Origin of the sequence: Streptosporangium sp. NPDC049644, assembly GCF_040675205.1 — a bacterium.
In the GTDB taxonomy this organism is placed as follows: domain Bacteria; phylum Actinomycetota; class Actinomycetes; order Streptosporangiales; family Streptosporangiaceae; genus Streptosporangium; species Streptosporangium fukuiense.
The window spans coordinates 12,048-26,722 of the sequence record NZ_JBFAOJ010000076.1; the positions used below are offsets into that span (position 1 = coordinate 12,048).

Genomic DNA, 14,675 nt, shown 5'->3' on the forward strand with positions numbered 1-14,675 from the left:
ACATCGCTGCGATATGCGAGACATTGTCTCGTGATCCGCGCATGAGTAGACTTCCGGCACCCAGACACCCAGTGGCGCGGCTGGGCAACACCGCGCATCGTTCGTATGGATATGGGGCCTGTGCGCCATGACCCAGCAGATTGACTTCGACCACCACTCCGCGGCGTGCACCGCGGACCCGGTCGCCTACTACGACTCCTTTCGCGAGCGGTGCCCGGTCGGCCGGACCGCGGCCCACGGCGGCTTCGTCTACACGACCCGCTACGCGGACGTGACCAGGATCGCCCGCGACGACGACACCTTCTCCTCCTCCAGGGCCTCCTCGGGCGAGGATCGGGTCGCGATCGTCATCCCCAGCGGGCCGGGCCTGGAGCAGTACCCGATCGAGTTGGACCCTCCACAGGCCACCGAGTACCGCGACCTGATCAACCCCCTGCTCACCCCGGAGGCCGTCGACCGGCTACGGCCGATGATCGCCAGGCACGCCACGCGCGTCGTCGACGCGTTCATCGAGCACGGCTCGGCCGACTTCGTCCGTGATCTGACCAACCCGCTGCCCGCCGCGGTCACCCTGGACTGGCTGGGTTTCCCCGAAGAGGATTGGGCCCGGCTGGCCGGGCCGATCCACGACATCTTCGCCGCGCCCGCCGACAGCGACAGGGCCCGCAGGGGCGCCGAGGGCCTCGCCTACATGGAACGGCGGATCCGCGAGATCGTCCGGCTACGCCGGGCCGAACCCACCTCGGACGCCACCAGCGTCCTGGCCTCGCAGCGCCGTCCCGACGGGCTCCCATACGACGAGGACGAACTGGTCTCGGTGATCGGGCTGCTCATCGCGGGCGGTGTCGACACCACCACCTCGCTGACCGGCAGCGTCCTCGTGCATCTGAGCCGCCACCCCGAGCAGCGGCGCCGCCTGATCGAGTCGCCCGACCTGCTCGACACGGCCACCGAGGAGTTCCTCCGGGCGTTCGCCCCCTCTCAGTCCATGGCGCGCACCGTACTCGCCGACACCGAGATCGGCGGGTGCCCGGTGCGGGCCGGCGAGCGCGTGCTGATCCCGTGGGTCGCCGCCAACCACGACCCGGCCGTCTTCCCCGACCCCGCCGAGGTGCGCCTGGACCGGGACGCCACCAGGCACCTCAGCTTCGGCATAGGCACGCACCGCTGCGCCGGCGCTCACCTGGCCCGCGCCATGTTCCGCGAGATGATCACCCAGGTGCTGACCAGGCTGCCCGAATTCCAGGTGCTCGAAGACGGGCTCGTCGCCTACCCCACGCGGGGGAACCAGTCCGGCTGGGACGCGATCCCCGCGATCTTCCCCCCGGGACCCCGGCTGGGTGCCGGTTCCGCGCCCGGCACCCAGCCGGCCTTCACCTCCTCTTTCACCAAGGCCGCCTCCTTCGAGGCGGTCGTCACCCGGGCCGAGCCAGTCGCCGACGGTGTGCTGGCGCTGACCCTGGCCAGGGCGGGCGGCGGCGAACTGCCCGCCTGGGAGCCCGGCGCGCACCTGGAGTTCCGCCTGCCGTCGGGCCGCGTCCGGCAGTACTCCCTGTGCGGCGACCCCGAACGGCTGGACAGCTACCGGGTGGCGGTACTGCGCGAGGAGAACGGCCGCGGCGGCTCGGCCGAGGTGCACGAGATCGCCCGTGAGGGTGTCACCGTCGGCGTACGGGGACCGCGCAACCACTTCCCGCTGGTGGCCGCCGAGGACTACCTGTTCATCGCCGGGGGCATCGGCATCACCCCGATCCTGGCCATGGCCCGCGCCGCCGCCCGCCGGGGCAGCCCCCTGCGCGCCGTCTACGGCGGGAGATCCCGCGCGTCCATGGCCTTCGGCGACGAGTTGGTGGAGTGCGCGGGTGAGCGCGCGGAGCTGGTGCCACAGGACGAGTTCGGCCTTCCCGATCTGGACGCGATCCTGGGCTCGGCGGGGCCCGCCACCGCGATCTACTGCTGCGGCCCGTCCGGGATGATCGAGGCCGTTGAGCGGGCCTGCGCGCGCCTGGGCATCGGCGACCGGCTGCATGTCGAGCGCTTCACCGCCGGGGACGCCCCGGAGGTGCTCTTCGATCCGGCGGCCAACACCGCCTTCGACGTGCACCTCGCCAGGACGGGGCGGACCGTGCGGGTCGAGCCCGACCGGCGCCTCATCGAGGCGATCCGCGAGGTCGCCCCCGGTCTCTCCTACGACTGCGAGAAGGGATACTGCGGGGCCTGCGAGACCCGGGTGCTCGCGGGAACGCCCGAGCACCGCGACTCGCTGCTGACCGCCGAGGAGCGGGAGGCCGGCCGGACGATGATGATCTGCGTCGGCCGCTCGTCGTCACCCCGCCTGGTCCTGGACCTCTGACGGTCCGGCGAGGCTCACAGGAAGCTCACGGGAAGCTCACGGGAAGCGAGGAGGAGGCGGAATCACCCGCGAGTGACCCGCCTCCGCCCCTCGCACCTGTACCGCTCGCGCGGATCCGTCATACGATGCCGCACATGCCGAACATCGGACCCGCGGAGCTGTTGGTCGTCGCCATCCTGTTCGCGGTGGTCCTGACGATCGTCATCGGGATAGTCATGGCCGCCAGGAAGGGCAACCAGATGCCCATGCCGACGCCCATGCCCACCCCTCAGGGGCTGCATGAGCTCGTCACCGGCCTGGTCCGCGCGGGACGCAAGATCGAGGCGATCAAGGAGCTGCGCCGCCACACCGGGCTCAGCCTGCGGGACGCCAAGGTCGCCATCGACGGCGTGGCCATGGGACACGACCTGTGGAGCCACCCCGCCATGACCCGGTTCAAGGCCGCCCAGCCCACCGCTCTGCCACACACCGGCGTCGCGGGCCCCGACCTGGCCACCCGAGTGCGCGAGCTCAAGGCCGCCGGCCGCGCCGAGCAGGCGGTCTATCTGGTACGCGGCGAGACCGGCATGGGCGAGCGCGAGGCCGAACTGTTCGTCGAGGCCCTCTGAGTACGGGGCCCGCCCCGAGTGACCACCGGGCGGTGATCTGCCGCCTCCCCCGCCCGCACGCGGGATCCGGCGGCGGCGAACCGCTAGCCCGTCGTGCCGAGCACGCCGTTGGGATCGAGCACGAACTTGGAGGCGGCGCCCTGGTCGAAGTCCTCGTACCCCTGGGGTGCCCGCTCCAGCGGGATCGGCACCGCGTTGACCGCCTTCGCGATCTGCACCCTGTCGTGCAGGATCGCCTGCATCAGGTAGTAGTTGTAGCGCATGACGGGGCACTGGCCCGTGGTGAAGGAGAGTGACTTGGCCCAGCCGAGGCCGAGCCCGATGGAGAGCGACCCCTGCTTCGCCGCCTCGTCGGAGGCACCCGGGTCACCGGTCACGTACAGGCCGGGGATGCCGAGCGCGCCGCCCGCCCGGGTGACGTCCATGAGCGAGTTGAGCACGGTGGCCGGGCGTTCCTGACCCGCGTCCGCGCCGTGGCCGCGCGCCTCGAAGCCGACCGCGTCGACGCCGCAGTCGACCTCCGGCACTCCGAGGATCTGCTCGATCTGGTCCTTGGGCTCGCCCCGTGACACGTCGACGGTCTCGCAGCCGAAGCTGCGGGCCTGTTCCAGGCGATCCTTGTTCAGGTCGCCGACGATCACCGCGGCGGCCCCGAGGAGGAACGCCGAGACCGCCGCGGCGAGCCCGACCGGACCCGCGCCCGCGATGTAGACGGTCGACCCCGGCTTCACCCCGGCGGTGACACAGCCGTGGAAGCCGGTCGGGAAGATGTCGGCGAGCATGGCCAGGTCGAGGATCTTCTCCATCGCCCGGTCCCTGTCCGGGAACTTGAGCAGGTTCCAGTCGGCATAGGGCACCAGGACGTACTGGGCCTGCCCTCCGACCCAGCCGCCCATGTCGACATAGCCGTACGCCGAGCCCGGGCGGTCGGGGTTGACGTTCTCGCAGATCCCGGTCTTGCCCTCCTTGCAGTTGCGGCAGCGGCCGCAGGAGATGTTGAAGGGCACCGAGACGAGGTCGCCCACCTTCGTGAACTCCGCGTCCGGACCCACCTCGACGACCTCTCCGGTGATCTCGTGGCCGAGCACGAGGCCGATGGGCGCGGTGGTACGGCCACGGACCATGTGCTGGTCGCTGCCGCAGATGTTCGTCGCGACGGCCTTGACGATCGCCCCGTGCGGCACCTTGCGGCCCACGTTGGCGGGGTTGACCCCCGGGCCGTCCTTGAGCTCGAACTCGGGATAGTCGATGTTCCGGACTTCCACCTTGCCCGCCCCCTGGTAGGAGACGGCTCTGTTGCTCGGCATGACGTCCTCCGTGTTTCCTCGTGGCGCCCTTCCGCGTGATGCCCGGTGGAGCAGCCGGTCGTCGTCCGCGAAGAGGCTACGAGGGGGCTGTGACGGCCGAATCCGGGCCGGAGACAATGACTCTCTGTCCGTTTTCCACCATATACCCGCTGTTTTCGGCGCCACCCGGGAGCCGTTCTCCCCACGAAGGGCACGGCAACGCCCGGTCCTCCGATACCGCGGCAGCCGCCCGGGATCTCGTATTTGATCCGTCCACGTACGCCACCCGGCCGCTTATTGAACCTTCCGGTTCAGCGACCTATAGCGAACCACATGGTTCAGCAAGAGGTCCTTGACCGCGCGTTCGCGGCCCTGGCGGACGCCACGCGACGGCAGATCCTCATCCGGCTCGGTCAGGGTCCCGCCTCGATCGGCGAGTTGGCCGAACCGTTCGGCATGTCGCTCACCGGCATGAAGAAACACGTGCACGTCCTGGAGAACGCCGGGCTGGTCACCACGGAGAAGGTCGGGCGATCACGGCAATGTCGACTGGGCACCGAACGACTGGAGGACGCCGTGTCCTGGATCAGGTTCTACCAACGGCTCTGGGAACGACGGCTCGACGGCCTCGACGCCCACTTCAGCCTCAGGAAGGGGGGCGACCGATGACCCAGAACATCGAGACCGCTCAGCTGCGCATGAGCCGTGTCCTGCCCGCGAGTCCGGAAAAAGCGGGACGGAACCGGTTCTCATCCGTCGTCGACGCTCTCGCGTGAAGATCAGGCCGAGGTGAGCGGGGCCAGTCGCCGGCTGAGCCGGAGGACGGCCTCCGCCGTTCGGGAGTCGGTGACGGGGCGGAAGGGCGCGACGGGACGAGCCTTGGGCCCGATGACCAGGCCGGTCCGCCCGTCCAGTGAGGCGTCGGCCGCCGCGAGGACCGACGAGCGTGCGGCCAGTGACGCGGAGCCGGACGTGGCACGTTCGAAGACAAGCCGGACCAGCGGCCAGAGCAGCCGCAGCCCTGGCGAGACGATCTTCGGCGACCGCATGGTGCCGTCGGTCATCGTGGTGGCCGCGCCGCCGGGATCGGCCGCGAAAACCGAGATGCCCGTGCCTCGCAGCCGCTCCGCCAGCTCCAGCGTGTAGGCGAGGTTGGCGAGCTTGGCTCGGCCGTACCAGTGAAAGCCGTAGTAGCCGCCCGGGGGCTCGACGGCGTCGAAGGAGCGCTTGGCCACCCGGACCGCGCCCGAGGTGACATTCACGATCCGGCTCGGCCCTCCGGCCCGGAGCGACTCCAGCAACAGTTCGGTCAGCAGGTACGGGGAAAGGTGGTTGACGGCGAACGACGCCTCGATCCCGTCCACCGTCTGCCGCCGATCCGCGAACATCGCCCCGACATTGTTGACCAGGACGTTCAGCGGGCCCTCTCCCGCGAGCCGGGCGGCCAGCCCTCGGACGGAGTCGAGCGACGCGAGGTCGGCGGCGACGAACCTCGCTCCCCGCCCTGTCGCCACCGCGTCGATTCTCTCGACCGCACGAGCACCCCGCTCGGCGTTCCGGCCGATCACGGTCACCGCGTGACCTGTCGCCGCCAGCCCCATCGCGGTCTCCAGGCCGATTCCCCCGGTCCCCGCCGTCACCACGGCTCGTTTGCCCATGGTCCCACCCTCCACTGGTCGAACGCTACCGGATAGCTATCCGTTTCAAGGCTCACACCGTAACACAAACGGATAGCTATCCGGTTAATCGAGATGGGCATGCGGCGGCGAACTCCCAAGCCGCGGGTTCCAGACCGTCGTCAGCGCGGGGGGCGCAGGCCCTCAAGGAGGACGTCGAGGTAGATCTCGGCACGCTCGGCGTCGTCGCCACCGGAGCGGACCGCGTGCTCGATGCCGCAGAGCAGGTGGCGGACATCGTCCGCCTCGATGCCCCGCCGGACGGCGCCCGCGCGGCGGGCACGATCGAGCAGCTCCGCGACGGCACGGTCCAGCTCGACCTTCATCGCCGAGGTCTGCGCATCGGCGTCGCTGGCGGATTCGAGCACCGCCGCGAACCCGGCGTCGTCCAGTATGCGTCCGAGAATGAAACGCAGAAGGCGATGCAGACCCGAAAGGGCGTCCTCCTCGGCCGCCGCGGCCTGCGCCTCGTCGACGAGCCGCTGGAAGCGTTCCGCCAGCAGCGCCTCCAGCAACGCGTGCCGGTTGGGGAAATGCCGGTACACGGTCCCGACGCCCACTCCCGCGAGCCGGGCGATGGTGTTCAGCATGAGCGAGTCGTCGCCCATGGCCAACTGCTCGCGGGCGACCTGCAACACCCGTGCGCGGTTGCGCGCGGCGTCCGCGCGCAACACCGCCCCACGCTCAGCACTGGGTGTCATGGGCACAGCCTAACGGCTTACCGGCCAAGGGCCGCGAGGCACCGATTCGAACGATGAATCCTCATTCAGCCCCGAAGGGCAGAGCGGCGGTGAGGAGAACGCGCGATAGCCCCCCGAGTGGAAGAGCAGCGGCTCACCCTCCGTCCGCCGGAAGTGCTCGACCTCTCCGACGAAGATGAGGTGGTCACCCCCGTCGTAGGTGCTCACCGTACGGCAGGCGAAGTGGGCCAGGGTTCCGGCGAGCAGCGGGACCTCACCGGTCGCCGGGTGGATCTCCACCCCGGCGAACTTGTCCGGCAGCGGCGTGGCGAACCGCCGGGACAGGTGCTCCTGTCCGGCGGCCAGGACGTTGACCGCGAACCGTCCCGCCTCGGCGAACGCCGGCGCGCTGGGAGCCCGCCGGGACAGACACCACAGGACCAGCGGCGGGTCGAGCGAGACGGACGTGAAGGAGTTGACGGTCACGCCCAGTCGGTCACCCCGCCGGGTGACGGCGGTGACCACCGCCACCCCGGTGGCGAACTGCCCGAGGGCGTCGCGCAGAGATCTCATGGCCCCTTCTCACTTCCCGAACCGCGCCAGATACTCGGCCGCCCCGGCCGGGTCCATGAACCAGTCCGCGTAGTCCGACGGGTCGTCGAAGCCGTTCACGAAGCGGGAGGCCACCTCGGGCAGCCCGCCCGCGGCGCCCAGAACCTCCAGCACGTGCGGCGGCGGCGGCGCGAGAAGCGCGTTCGTCCACGCGGTGACGTGCCGGGCCCCCTGCCAGTAGCGCTCGAAGGCCCGCTCCATCCACGCCGCGTCGAACGGCCGCTCACCACGCTCCAGGATGTCGGACAGATAGGAGGCCGCGCACTTGGCGGCGTTGTTGGACCCCTGCCCGGTGATCGGGTCGTTGAGCACGACCACATCCGCCACGCCCATCACCGGGGCGCCCGACGGCAACGTCGCGACCGGCCTGCGCACGGTCGGGGTGAAACCGCCCGACAGGACGCCCCCCTCGTCGGTGAGCTCGACATCGCCGCAGCGGTCCGCCTCCCACGGCAGGAAGGTCTCCAGCACCCACCGGCTCCTGGCCAGGTGCTCGGCGGGGGTGCGAACGTCCGCCCAGCAGTCCATCGGCCCGCCGGGGACGCCCTCGAACACCATGATCTCGCAGGGGCCGGTGACGGTTAGCGCGGGGAACACGAAGTACTCGCCGATCCCGGGAATCACGTTGAAGCACACCGCGGAATGCCCCGGTCGCGGTACGAGACCGTTGACGTAGGTGAGGGCCAGGGCCCGCTGCGGGGCGCGGTACGGCGAGCGCGACTCGTCCCGCTCGAAGAGCGCGGAGATCGCCCCCTTGCCCGCGGCGACCAGGACCAGGTCGTACCGGACGGCGTAGTCCTCCAGGTCGTCCACGGTGGCGTCGTGTATGACGATCTTTCCGCCGAGCCGTTCCACCTCGGCCATCCACCCGGGCATCTTCAACCGCTGGTCGACCGAGCGGGCGGGCGTGTCGAGCCGGGCGGCCCAGTGGATGGCCGGTTCGCCGTCGGGACCGGCCACCGCGAACTGGATCCCGTCGATCGGCGGGCAGTCGTCCGCCCACAGGTCCAGGCCGAGGTCACGCTCGTGGCCGAGGGCGGTGCCGAACATGGCCTGGCTCGACATGACCCGGCCACCGCGAATGTCGTCGGGGGTCCGGTTGGAGACGACGGTGACGTCGTAGCCGTTCCGCAGCAGGCCGAGGGCGAGGTGCAGGCCCGCCTGACCGGCACCGACGACCAGGATTCTGCGCATGACGATGTCTCCTTTTCAAGGAAGGGGGAGGATTGAGCGGCGCCTGATGAAAAGGTACGGCCGGGGCGGCCGGCCGGGCCATCCGCTCAGCGCGGGTTCCATCCGCCTGGCGCGGGGTCCTCCCCGGGCCTCGCCGGACGGCGGCGGGACAGCGGCGGGACAGCGGCGGCGGGGTGGGGCACCCGGCGCCGGTCGGGCCCGGACCGTCAGCCGTCGCGCAGCGTCCGCGACGGCGCCTGACCGTAGCGCGCGCGGTAGAGCGCCGCGAACCTCCCCTGATGCGGAAAACCCCACCGGGCCGCCACGCCCGTCACCGTGCACCTGGCGGGATCGCCGGCCACCAGGTCGTCGTGGACCCGGCCCAGGCGCACGTCTCTGAGATAGGTCATCGGGGTCAGGCCGAGATGACGCCGGAAACCCTCCTGGAGCGAGCGGCCGCTGACCGCCACCGCGCCCGCGATCTCGTCGGTGGTCAACGGCAGATGGGCGTGGCCGTCGACGTATTCCATGGCCCGGCGCACCACCTTGGGCAGCGCGGGAGGCTGGGGCGCGCTCAGCCGCGCCAGGTAGTTGGACGGCTGCCCGGTGATCAGGGAGGAGAGCATGGCGTTCTCCAGATGGGCGACCGCCAGCGGCTGCGCGGCGAGCCCGTCGTCGTGCTCGGCCTCGCCCACGATCAGGTCGGCCATCGCCTTCCAGGCCCGCGCCCAGCCCGTGGTCATGTCCATGCCCAGACCGAAGACGATCGGCCTGTCGAGCGGCTCCCCGAGCATTCGCTCCAGGGTGCCCTCGACCGCCGACCGGTCGAACTTGACGATCAGTTGGGGACAGCCCGCCGCCCAGCGCATGTCGAGGTGCTCCGACGGCGACGGCAGGGAGGCCAGGCGGGGTGTCGACACGATCTCCTGCCCGCCGCACCGGATCAGGCTGCTCCCGGCCAGCGGGATCTGCACCAGGAAGAAGGAGCCCAGTTCCCCGGGCTCGATGCGGACGTCCGCCCCGTAGTCCAGGTAGTTAACCCGTACGGCGCCCAGCTGTACCGAGTTGAGCCGCGCGGCCAGCCGCGAGACGTCCCCGGCGAGTTCCAGCCGGTGGGGGCAGAACACGCGGGCCACCCGTTCGCGGGCCTCGTCGAGATCCGCGGTGTCGAAGACCGGCCTGTTGCCCAGCGGGACACGCCCTCGCACCTCGCCCATCGACGCTCCCACCCTCGGGTGCCCATCGCACGTGTACGACTGATCCCGACATGCTCGGTAGAGCCAGTGTGTCCGACCACGTACAAATACACAGAGACCCACGGAACGGGTGTCCGATATCGGACAGCGGAGCCGGTCAGGACCCGTGCGTCCGCCGGTCGTCCCCGCGAACACCTCGCCCAGGTGGAGGCCGCGCACGGTGACCCGCGCGCCTCCGCCGCCCCCTTCTTCCGAAACCACACCAAAGGCGACACCCGGCATGAAGCGGCCGGGACCGGGCTGGCAGGATCGGGCCGTGAACCATCGCACGCTTGGCCGCACCGGCATTCAGGTAAGCCCGCTCTGTCTCGGCACGATGATGCTCGGGGCCTGGGGAAACACCGACTACGACGAGTGCGGGCGCATCGTCGACACCGCGCTCGACGCGGGCATCAACTTCATCGACACCGCCGACGTGTACGCGTTCGGCGAGAGCGAGACGATCCTGGGCAAGGCCATCAAGGGCCGCAGGGACGAGATCGTGCTGGCGACGAAGTTCCACAACCAGATGGGCGACTCGCCCAACCGGCGCGGCAACTCCCGTCGCTGGATCATGCAGGCCGTCGAGGACAGCCTGCGCCGCCTGGACACCGACTGGATCGACCTCTACCAGGTCCACCGGCCCGATCCGCAGACCGACATCGACGAGACCCTCGGCGCCCTGTCCGATCTCGTGCGCCAGGGCAAGGTGCGGGCGATCGGCACCTCCTCCTTCCCCGCCGAGGAGATCGTCGAGGCCCAGTGGGTCGCCGACCACCGGCAACGCGAGCGGTTCTCGACCGAGCAGCCCTCGTACTCGATCCTCGCCCGGCACGCCGAGGCCGCGGTCCTGCCGGTGGCCGAGCGTCACAACCTGGGAGTCATGGTCTGGAGCCCGCTGAACGGCGGCTGGCTGACCGGCAAGTACCGCCGGGACGCGCCGCTGCCCGCCGGCTCCCGGGCCTTCAGCAACGGCGACCACTTCGACTTCAAGGTCGAGGAGATCCGCGCCCGCAAGCTCGACGTCACCGAGAAGCTGGCGGTCCTGGCCGACGAGGCGGGCATCTCGATGATCCACCTGGCCCTGGGCTTCGTGCTCTCCCACCGGGCCGTCACCTCGGCGGTCATCGGCCCGCGTACGCTCGAGCAGCTCACCAGCCAGCTCGGCGCGGACGAGGTGCGGCTGTCACCGGAGATCCTCGACGCGATCGACGAACTGGTCCCGCCGGGGACGAACATCAGCCCCGACGACGTCGGCTACGTGCCGCCCGCCCTGACCGACCCGGTCCTCCGTCGCCGCTGACGGAACCCGTCACCCCGGGGGGCGTCCCGCCGGGGTGACGGCCGGGCTCAGCTCACGTCCCGGTCCGCCCGCTCGGTGGAGATCCCCGCGGGCAGGCCGGTCACGACGACCTCCCCCTCCCGGTCGACGGCCGCGCCCACCTCGGCTCCGGCGATCCGTAGCCCTCGTACCGAGACCGGTCCCAGCGGAGCGCCCGCGAGCGGCCGCAACAGTACCCGGCCGGCGGGCACGTCGGGATAGAGGCCGAGCGCCGCGTGCACGAGGGTCACCGCGGCGGCGGCCGACCACGCCTGCGGGCGGCAGGCCGCCGGATAGGCCACCGGGCGCCCGAGCGCCGCCCGGTCGTCACCGCCGAACAGCTCCGGCAGCCGGTAGCCGAACGTCTCTCCGGCCGCGAGCAGCCCCTCGGCGAGGGTCGCCGCGTGCCCGGCGAACCCGGCGCGGGCCAGCCCGGCGACCACGATCGCCGTGTCGTGCGCCCAGATCGACCCGCAGTGGTAGGAGAGCGGGTTGAAAGCACCGGCCTCCGCGGACATCGTACGGAGCCCGAAGCCACCGGCCATCTCCGGTGAGACCAGCAGGTCGGCGACGGCCGCCTCCTCCGTCCCGGTGAGCAGGCCGGTGCCGAGCAGGTGGCCGATGTTACTGGTCAGCGCGTCGACGGGGCGCTTGTCCCGGTCCAGGGCCAGTGCCGGGAACCTGCCCAGCGGCCCGTCCGTCCAGAAGCGGACGCGGAAACGCTCGGCCAGCCCCGCGGCGTACTCGCGCCAGCGCGCGGCTCCCGGGCGGCCGAACGCCTCCAGCAGGTCGGCGCCCTGCCGTGCCGCCTGGTGGGCGTAGCCCTGCACCTCGACCAGGGCGATCGGCGGCCGGGCCTGGCGTCCGTCATGGAAGCGCAGCGCGTCGCCGGAGTCCTTCCAGCCCTGGTTGGCCAAGCCCCGGCCGCCGGTGTCTAGATATTCCACGAAACCGTCCCCGTCGGGGTCGGCGTGCTCACCGAGCCAGCCGAGAGCCGCCCGCAGGCAGGGCAGCAGCGCGGCGACCTCCTCGGTGGGCGCGCCCCAGCGCCAGGCGTCGTGCAGCAGGCCGATCCAGAGCGGCGTGGCGTCGATGGTGCCGTAGTAGGCGGCGGGCAGGCGCAGGCCGCTGCCCTCGACCGCGAACTCGTGCCGGCGCAGCTCGTGCATGACCTTCCCGGGGGCCTCGCCCGAGCCGGCGTCGATCCGGGTTCCCTGCCTGCGGGCCAGCACGCGGAGGGTGCCCATGGCCAGCTCCGTGCCGAGTGGCAGCAGCATCCGGGCGGCCCAGATGCTGTCACGTCCGAAGAGGGTGAGAAACCAGGGCACTCCGGCGCCGAGGAAGGCGTCGCCGGGGGCGGCGGTCTCGGCCAGCCTGAGCGAGCGCAGGTCGTCAAGGGAGCGCTCGAACAGCCTGCTCAGCCGGTGGTCGGCGGCGGCGATCCTGGGCTCGCCCGCTCCCGGAGCCCATTCGGCGGCGCGGGCGGGCGCGGTCACCACGGCCCCCGGGTCGTGCACCTCGACCTTCCAGGACAGCGTGACCCGGCCGCGGGGCGCCAGCTCGACCGGCCAGCTCAGGAAGGCCGTACGCGCGTGCCCGGCGGATTCGGCCCGCGCGCCCTCGCCCGTCACGGTGACCCGGACGCCGTCCGAACTCCACGAGATCTCTCCGGGGGCGGTGCGCTCCGCCTCGGCCTCGACGGTGTCACCGCCGGACTTCACCACCTCGATGGGGGCGAAGTCGCAGCCCAGTTCCAGGGTCACGGTGGCGGCGACGGGCACGGTGGCGCTGGAGACGATCTCGACGCGCTCCGCCATGCCTCCCGGCTTGACCTGCCGGACGCGCTCGATCCTTACCGTGGGATCGAGGACGGGGTCGCCCAGCCATCGGGCCAGCGCGACGAACCTGCTGCCGCCCGGCCCCCGTGGCGCGTGGCCGACGGCCTCGGGCTCCCGGCCGCCGATCGTCAAGGTGGCCTGTGACAGGGCCCGGGAGTCGGCGTGAAACAGTCCCTGGACACCGGCCGGACGGATCTGCCCGTCGTCGCCGCTCAGCGCGACGGTCGGTGCCAGCACGGTGCTGACGAGATCGTGCAGCAGCGGCTGAAGGCGGTGGGACGCGGCGAGGGCCGCCGTGACGGCCTGCGGGGCGGAGGGCGAGGCGTCGTCGAGCACGACGGGCTCCTGAGATCGTGCCGAGCCGATGACGCCTTGACAGACGACGGCAGGGAAATATGAATCGCGAAACACCCTACCTAAACGGTTCAATCATGCTGTCCACCCTTTCGAACGTCCGTTTCAGCCCGTACGCCGCACGCGGATGCCGTGGGCGTCGGCGCGCTGGAGGCCGCCGGCGTCCACGTTGGAGATCGGGATCAGTCCCTTGACCACACCCTTCCCACCGTTTCCGGTCAGCTTGACGATCAGCATTCCCGGGTCGGTCCCGTGGGAGGAGTGCGGGTCGCCGGAGAGCGGGATCGGTCCTCGCGTCGAGGCGAAGGCCCAGTCGCGGTCGGGCGAGACGGCGAAGAGGTCGACCGTCGGGTCCGCGCTGAACCGGGAGACGAGGTCGACGGTGCCGACCCGGGCGCCGGTCGCCCCGTCGAAGACCTCGGCGACGTTGGCGGCGCGGTCGCCGGCCCAGACGTAGCGCTCCTCGTCGGAGGCGAGGACGCCGTGCGCGTCGCGGTCGGGCGAGTCGTCGTCGAAGAGCGACTGGACCGCCGGGGTGTTCGGCGGGTTGGCCGGTGAGTAACCGCTCCTCGGCAGCCGGAAGACGCTGAACTGGTCGAGGTTGTCGTGTGTGCCACCACCTCCGTTCCCGAAGACCTTCCCCTTGGCCTCGATGAACCCGCAGCCGTTCGCGGGGATCCTGCTCGCGTCGTACTCCCCGACGATCGACATCGGCGTCGTGCGCCAGTCGACCACGAGCATCCCGCCGCCCCGGAGACTGACGAAGACCGGGCCGTTGTCCGAGGCGATGAACGGGCAGATCGGCGCGTTGTCCGGGCGGAGCCGGAGTGCCTGGCACGGCATCCCGTTCGGGGTGGTGCATCCGGCCAGGTCGATCGTCGCGGCCGGTTGCTGGACGAAGGTGCCGGACGCGTAGTCGGTGCCGATGCGCTCCAGCTTCTTGCCGTTCTGGTTGGAGACGATGAGGTACTCGTCGTCCTCGGTGGGCCAGAGGGCATGGGCCTGCCGGGCCCCTCCCGCTCCGGCCTCGGTGAGGAAGCAGGCGAGCGGCTGCCGGGTGGCGGCGTTGAAGACGACCACGTGGCCGCTGGCGACGAAGGCGAGCGCGGCGTGGGTGTCGGCCTTGTTGAAAACCAGCATGTGGGGACGTACCGGGACGCTGCCGGTGCTCGCCAGGCAGAGGGACGAGGTCGCACCGCTCAGGTCTATGACGTGGACGGGCCGCGCGTCCGACAGCCGGCGGGTGACCTCGGCGCCGGAGTACACGTTGACCGTGCCGCCGTAGGAGAGCCCGTCGGTGTTGGACTGGTCGACCAGCCACACCTCGTACGACTTCCCCGCCTGCGCCTGGGGCGGCGCGGCCGCTCCCAGGACGAACAGCACCAGCATCGCGACGATCGCGATCCGCCACTTCCCCATACGCCCTCCAAGGTCGTTCCGGCCGGAGCATCTCCATATCCCTGCGAAGCAGGCTGCTTTCCACCTTCAATCCCAGGCCGCCATAAGTCCAGGAATTACTTGAATTAAACAAATATAGAC

Annotated in this window: 12 protein-coding genes; 4 read left to right on the forward strand and 8 right to left on the reverse strand. The window is 71.1% G+C overall.

Going from position 1 to position 14,675, the window contains the following annotated elements; genetic code table 11:
- Positions 1–127 precede the first annotated feature (127 nt).
- A complete protein-coding gene (locus AB0J58_RS32255) occupies positions 128–2,353 on the forward strand; it encodes a cytochrome P450 (RefSeq protein ID WP_364222961.1) in 2,226 nt (741 codons plus the stop codon).
- A gap of 134 nt (positions 2,354–2,487) precedes the next feature.
- The gene (locus AB0J58_RS32260) at positions 2,488–2,961 is read left to right on the forward strand and encodes a hypothetical protein (protein ID WP_364222964.1); all 474 of its coding nucleotides are present in this window, start codon (positions 2,488–2,490) and stop codon (positions 2,959–2,961) included.
- Positions 2,962–3,044: 83 nt separating this feature from the next.
- On the opposite strand, the gene fdhA is transcribed toward AB0J58_RS32260, so the two are convergent.
- Complete coding sequence (fdhA, locus tag AB0J58_RS32265) at positions 3,045–4,268, reverse strand: formaldehyde dehydrogenase, glutathione-independent (RefSeq protein ID WP_364222967.1); 1,224 nt, start codon at positions 4,266–4,268, stop codon at positions 3,045–3,047.
- A 312-nt stretch (positions 4,269–4,580) separates the two neighbouring features.
- Here fdhA and AB0J58_RS32270 point away from each other — a divergent pair, with 312 nt between their 5' ends.
- Entirely contained in the window at positions 4,581–4,916 is a 336-nt protein-coding gene (locus AB0J58_RS32270) for a metalloregulator ArsR/SmtB family transcription factor (protein WP_364222970.1), read from the forward strand.
- Positions 4,917–5,026: 110 nt separating this feature from the next.
- Here the strand turns inward: AB0J58_RS32270 and AB0J58_RS32275 are convergent, their stop codons facing one another.
- From AB0J58_RS32275 to AB0J58_RS32295, 5 genes are all read right to left on the reverse strand, one after another.
- On the reverse strand, positions 5,027–5,905 hold the full coding sequence (locus AB0J58_RS32275) for an SDR family NAD(P)-dependent oxidoreductase (protein WP_364222973.1): 879 nt from the start codon (positions 5,903–5,905) through the stop codon (positions 5,027–5,029).
- 140 nt (positions 5,906–6,045) lie between these two features.
- Positions 6,046–6,624: a helix-turn-helix domain-containing protein gene (locus tag AB0J58_RS32280; RefSeq protein ID WP_364222976.1), complete on the reverse strand. Its 579-nt coding sequence runs from the start codon at positions 6,622–6,624 to the stop codon at positions 6,046–6,048.
- Between the two features lie 9 nt (positions 6,625–6,633).
- Positions 6,634–7,176, reverse strand: coding sequence for a flavin reductase family protein (locus tag AB0J58_RS32285; RefSeq protein ID WP_364222979.1), 543 nt, complete (start codon positions 7,174–7,176; stop codon positions 6,634–6,636).
- Between the two features lie 9 nt (positions 7,177–7,185).
- The gene (locus tag AB0J58_RS32290) at positions 7,186–8,409 is read right to left on the reverse strand and encodes a styrene monooxygenase/indole monooxygenase family protein (RefSeq protein WP_364222982.1); all 1,224 of its coding nucleotides are present in this window, start codon (positions 8,407–8,409) and stop codon (positions 7,186–7,188) included.
- A gap of 206 nt (positions 8,410–8,615) precedes the next feature.
- A complete protein-coding gene (locus tag AB0J58_RS32295; protein WP_364222985.1) occupies positions 8,616–9,605 on the reverse strand; it encodes an AraC family transcriptional regulator in 990 nt (329 codons plus the stop codon).
- A 295-nt stretch (positions 9,606–9,900) separates the two neighbouring features.
- Between AB0J58_RS32295 and AB0J58_RS32300 the strand changes: the two genes are divergently transcribed.
- Positions 9,901–10,926, forward strand: coding sequence for an aldo/keto reductase (locus AB0J58_RS32300; RefSeq protein ID WP_364154506.1), 1,026 nt, complete (start codon positions 9,901–9,903; stop codon positions 10,924–10,926).
- Between the two features lie 47 nt (positions 10,927–10,973).
- Here AB0J58_RS32300 and AB0J58_RS32305 read toward each other — a convergent pair whose 3' ends face one another.
- Together AB0J58_RS32305 and AB0J58_RS32310 are read right to left on the reverse strand one after the other, a co-directional pair.
- On the reverse strand, positions 10,974–13,118 hold the full coding sequence (locus tag AB0J58_RS32305) for a glycogen debranching N-terminal domain-containing protein (protein WP_364222988.1): 2,145 nt from the start codon (positions 13,116–13,118) through the stop codon (positions 10,974–10,976).
- 123 nt (positions 13,119–13,241) lie between these two features.
- Positions 13,242–14,555, reverse strand: a complete 1,314-nt coding sequence (locus tag AB0J58_RS32310; RefSeq protein WP_364222991.1) for a hypothetical protein — start codon at positions 14,553–14,555, stop codon at positions 13,242–13,244.
- Positions 14,556–14,675 lie beyond the last annotated feature (120 nt).

Excerpts from the sequence above, each read along its gene's own strand:
- fdhA (WP_364222967.1), bottom strand. The coding sequence starts at position 4,268 with ATGCCGAGCAACAGAGCCGTCTCCTACCAGGGGGCGGGCAAGGTGGAA.
- AB0J58_RS32295 (WP_364222985.1), bottom strand. The coding sequence starts at position 9,605 with ATGGGCGAGGTGCGAGGGCGTGTCCCGCTGGGCAACAGGCCGGTCTTC.
- AB0J58_RS32280 (WP_364222976.1), bottom strand. The coding sequence starts at position 6,624 with ATGACACCCAGTGCTGAGCGTGGGGCGGTGTTGCGCGCGGACGCCGCG.
- AB0J58_RS32255 (WP_364222961.1), top strand. The coding sequence starts at position 128 with ATGACCCAGCAGATTGACTTCGACCACCACTCCGCGGCGTGCACCGCG.
- AB0J58_RS32270 (WP_364222970.1), top strand. The coding sequence starts at position 4,581 with ATGGTTCAGCAAGAGGTCCTTGACCGCGCGTTCGCGGCCCTGGCGGAC.
- AB0J58_RS32285 (WP_364222979.1), bottom strand. The coding sequence starts at position 7,176 with ATGAGATCTCTGCGCGACGCCCTCGGGCAGTTCGCCACCGGGGTGGCG.
- AB0J58_RS32310 (WP_364222991.1), bottom strand. The coding sequence starts at position 14,555 with ATGGGGAAGTGGCGGATCGCGATCGTCGCGATGCTGGTGCTGTTCGTC.
- AB0J58_RS32260 (WP_364222964.1), top strand. The coding sequence starts at position 2,488 with ATGCCGAACATCGGACCCGCGGAGCTGTTGGTCGTCGCCATCCTGTTC.
- AB0J58_RS32275 (WP_364222973.1), bottom strand. The coding sequence starts at position 5,905 with ATGGGCAAACGAGCCGTGGTGACGGCGGGGACCGGGGGAATCGGCCTG.
- AB0J58_RS32290 (WP_364222982.1), bottom strand. The coding sequence starts at position 8,409 with ATGCGCAGAATCCTGGTCGTCGGTGCCGGTCAGGCGGGCCTGCACCTC.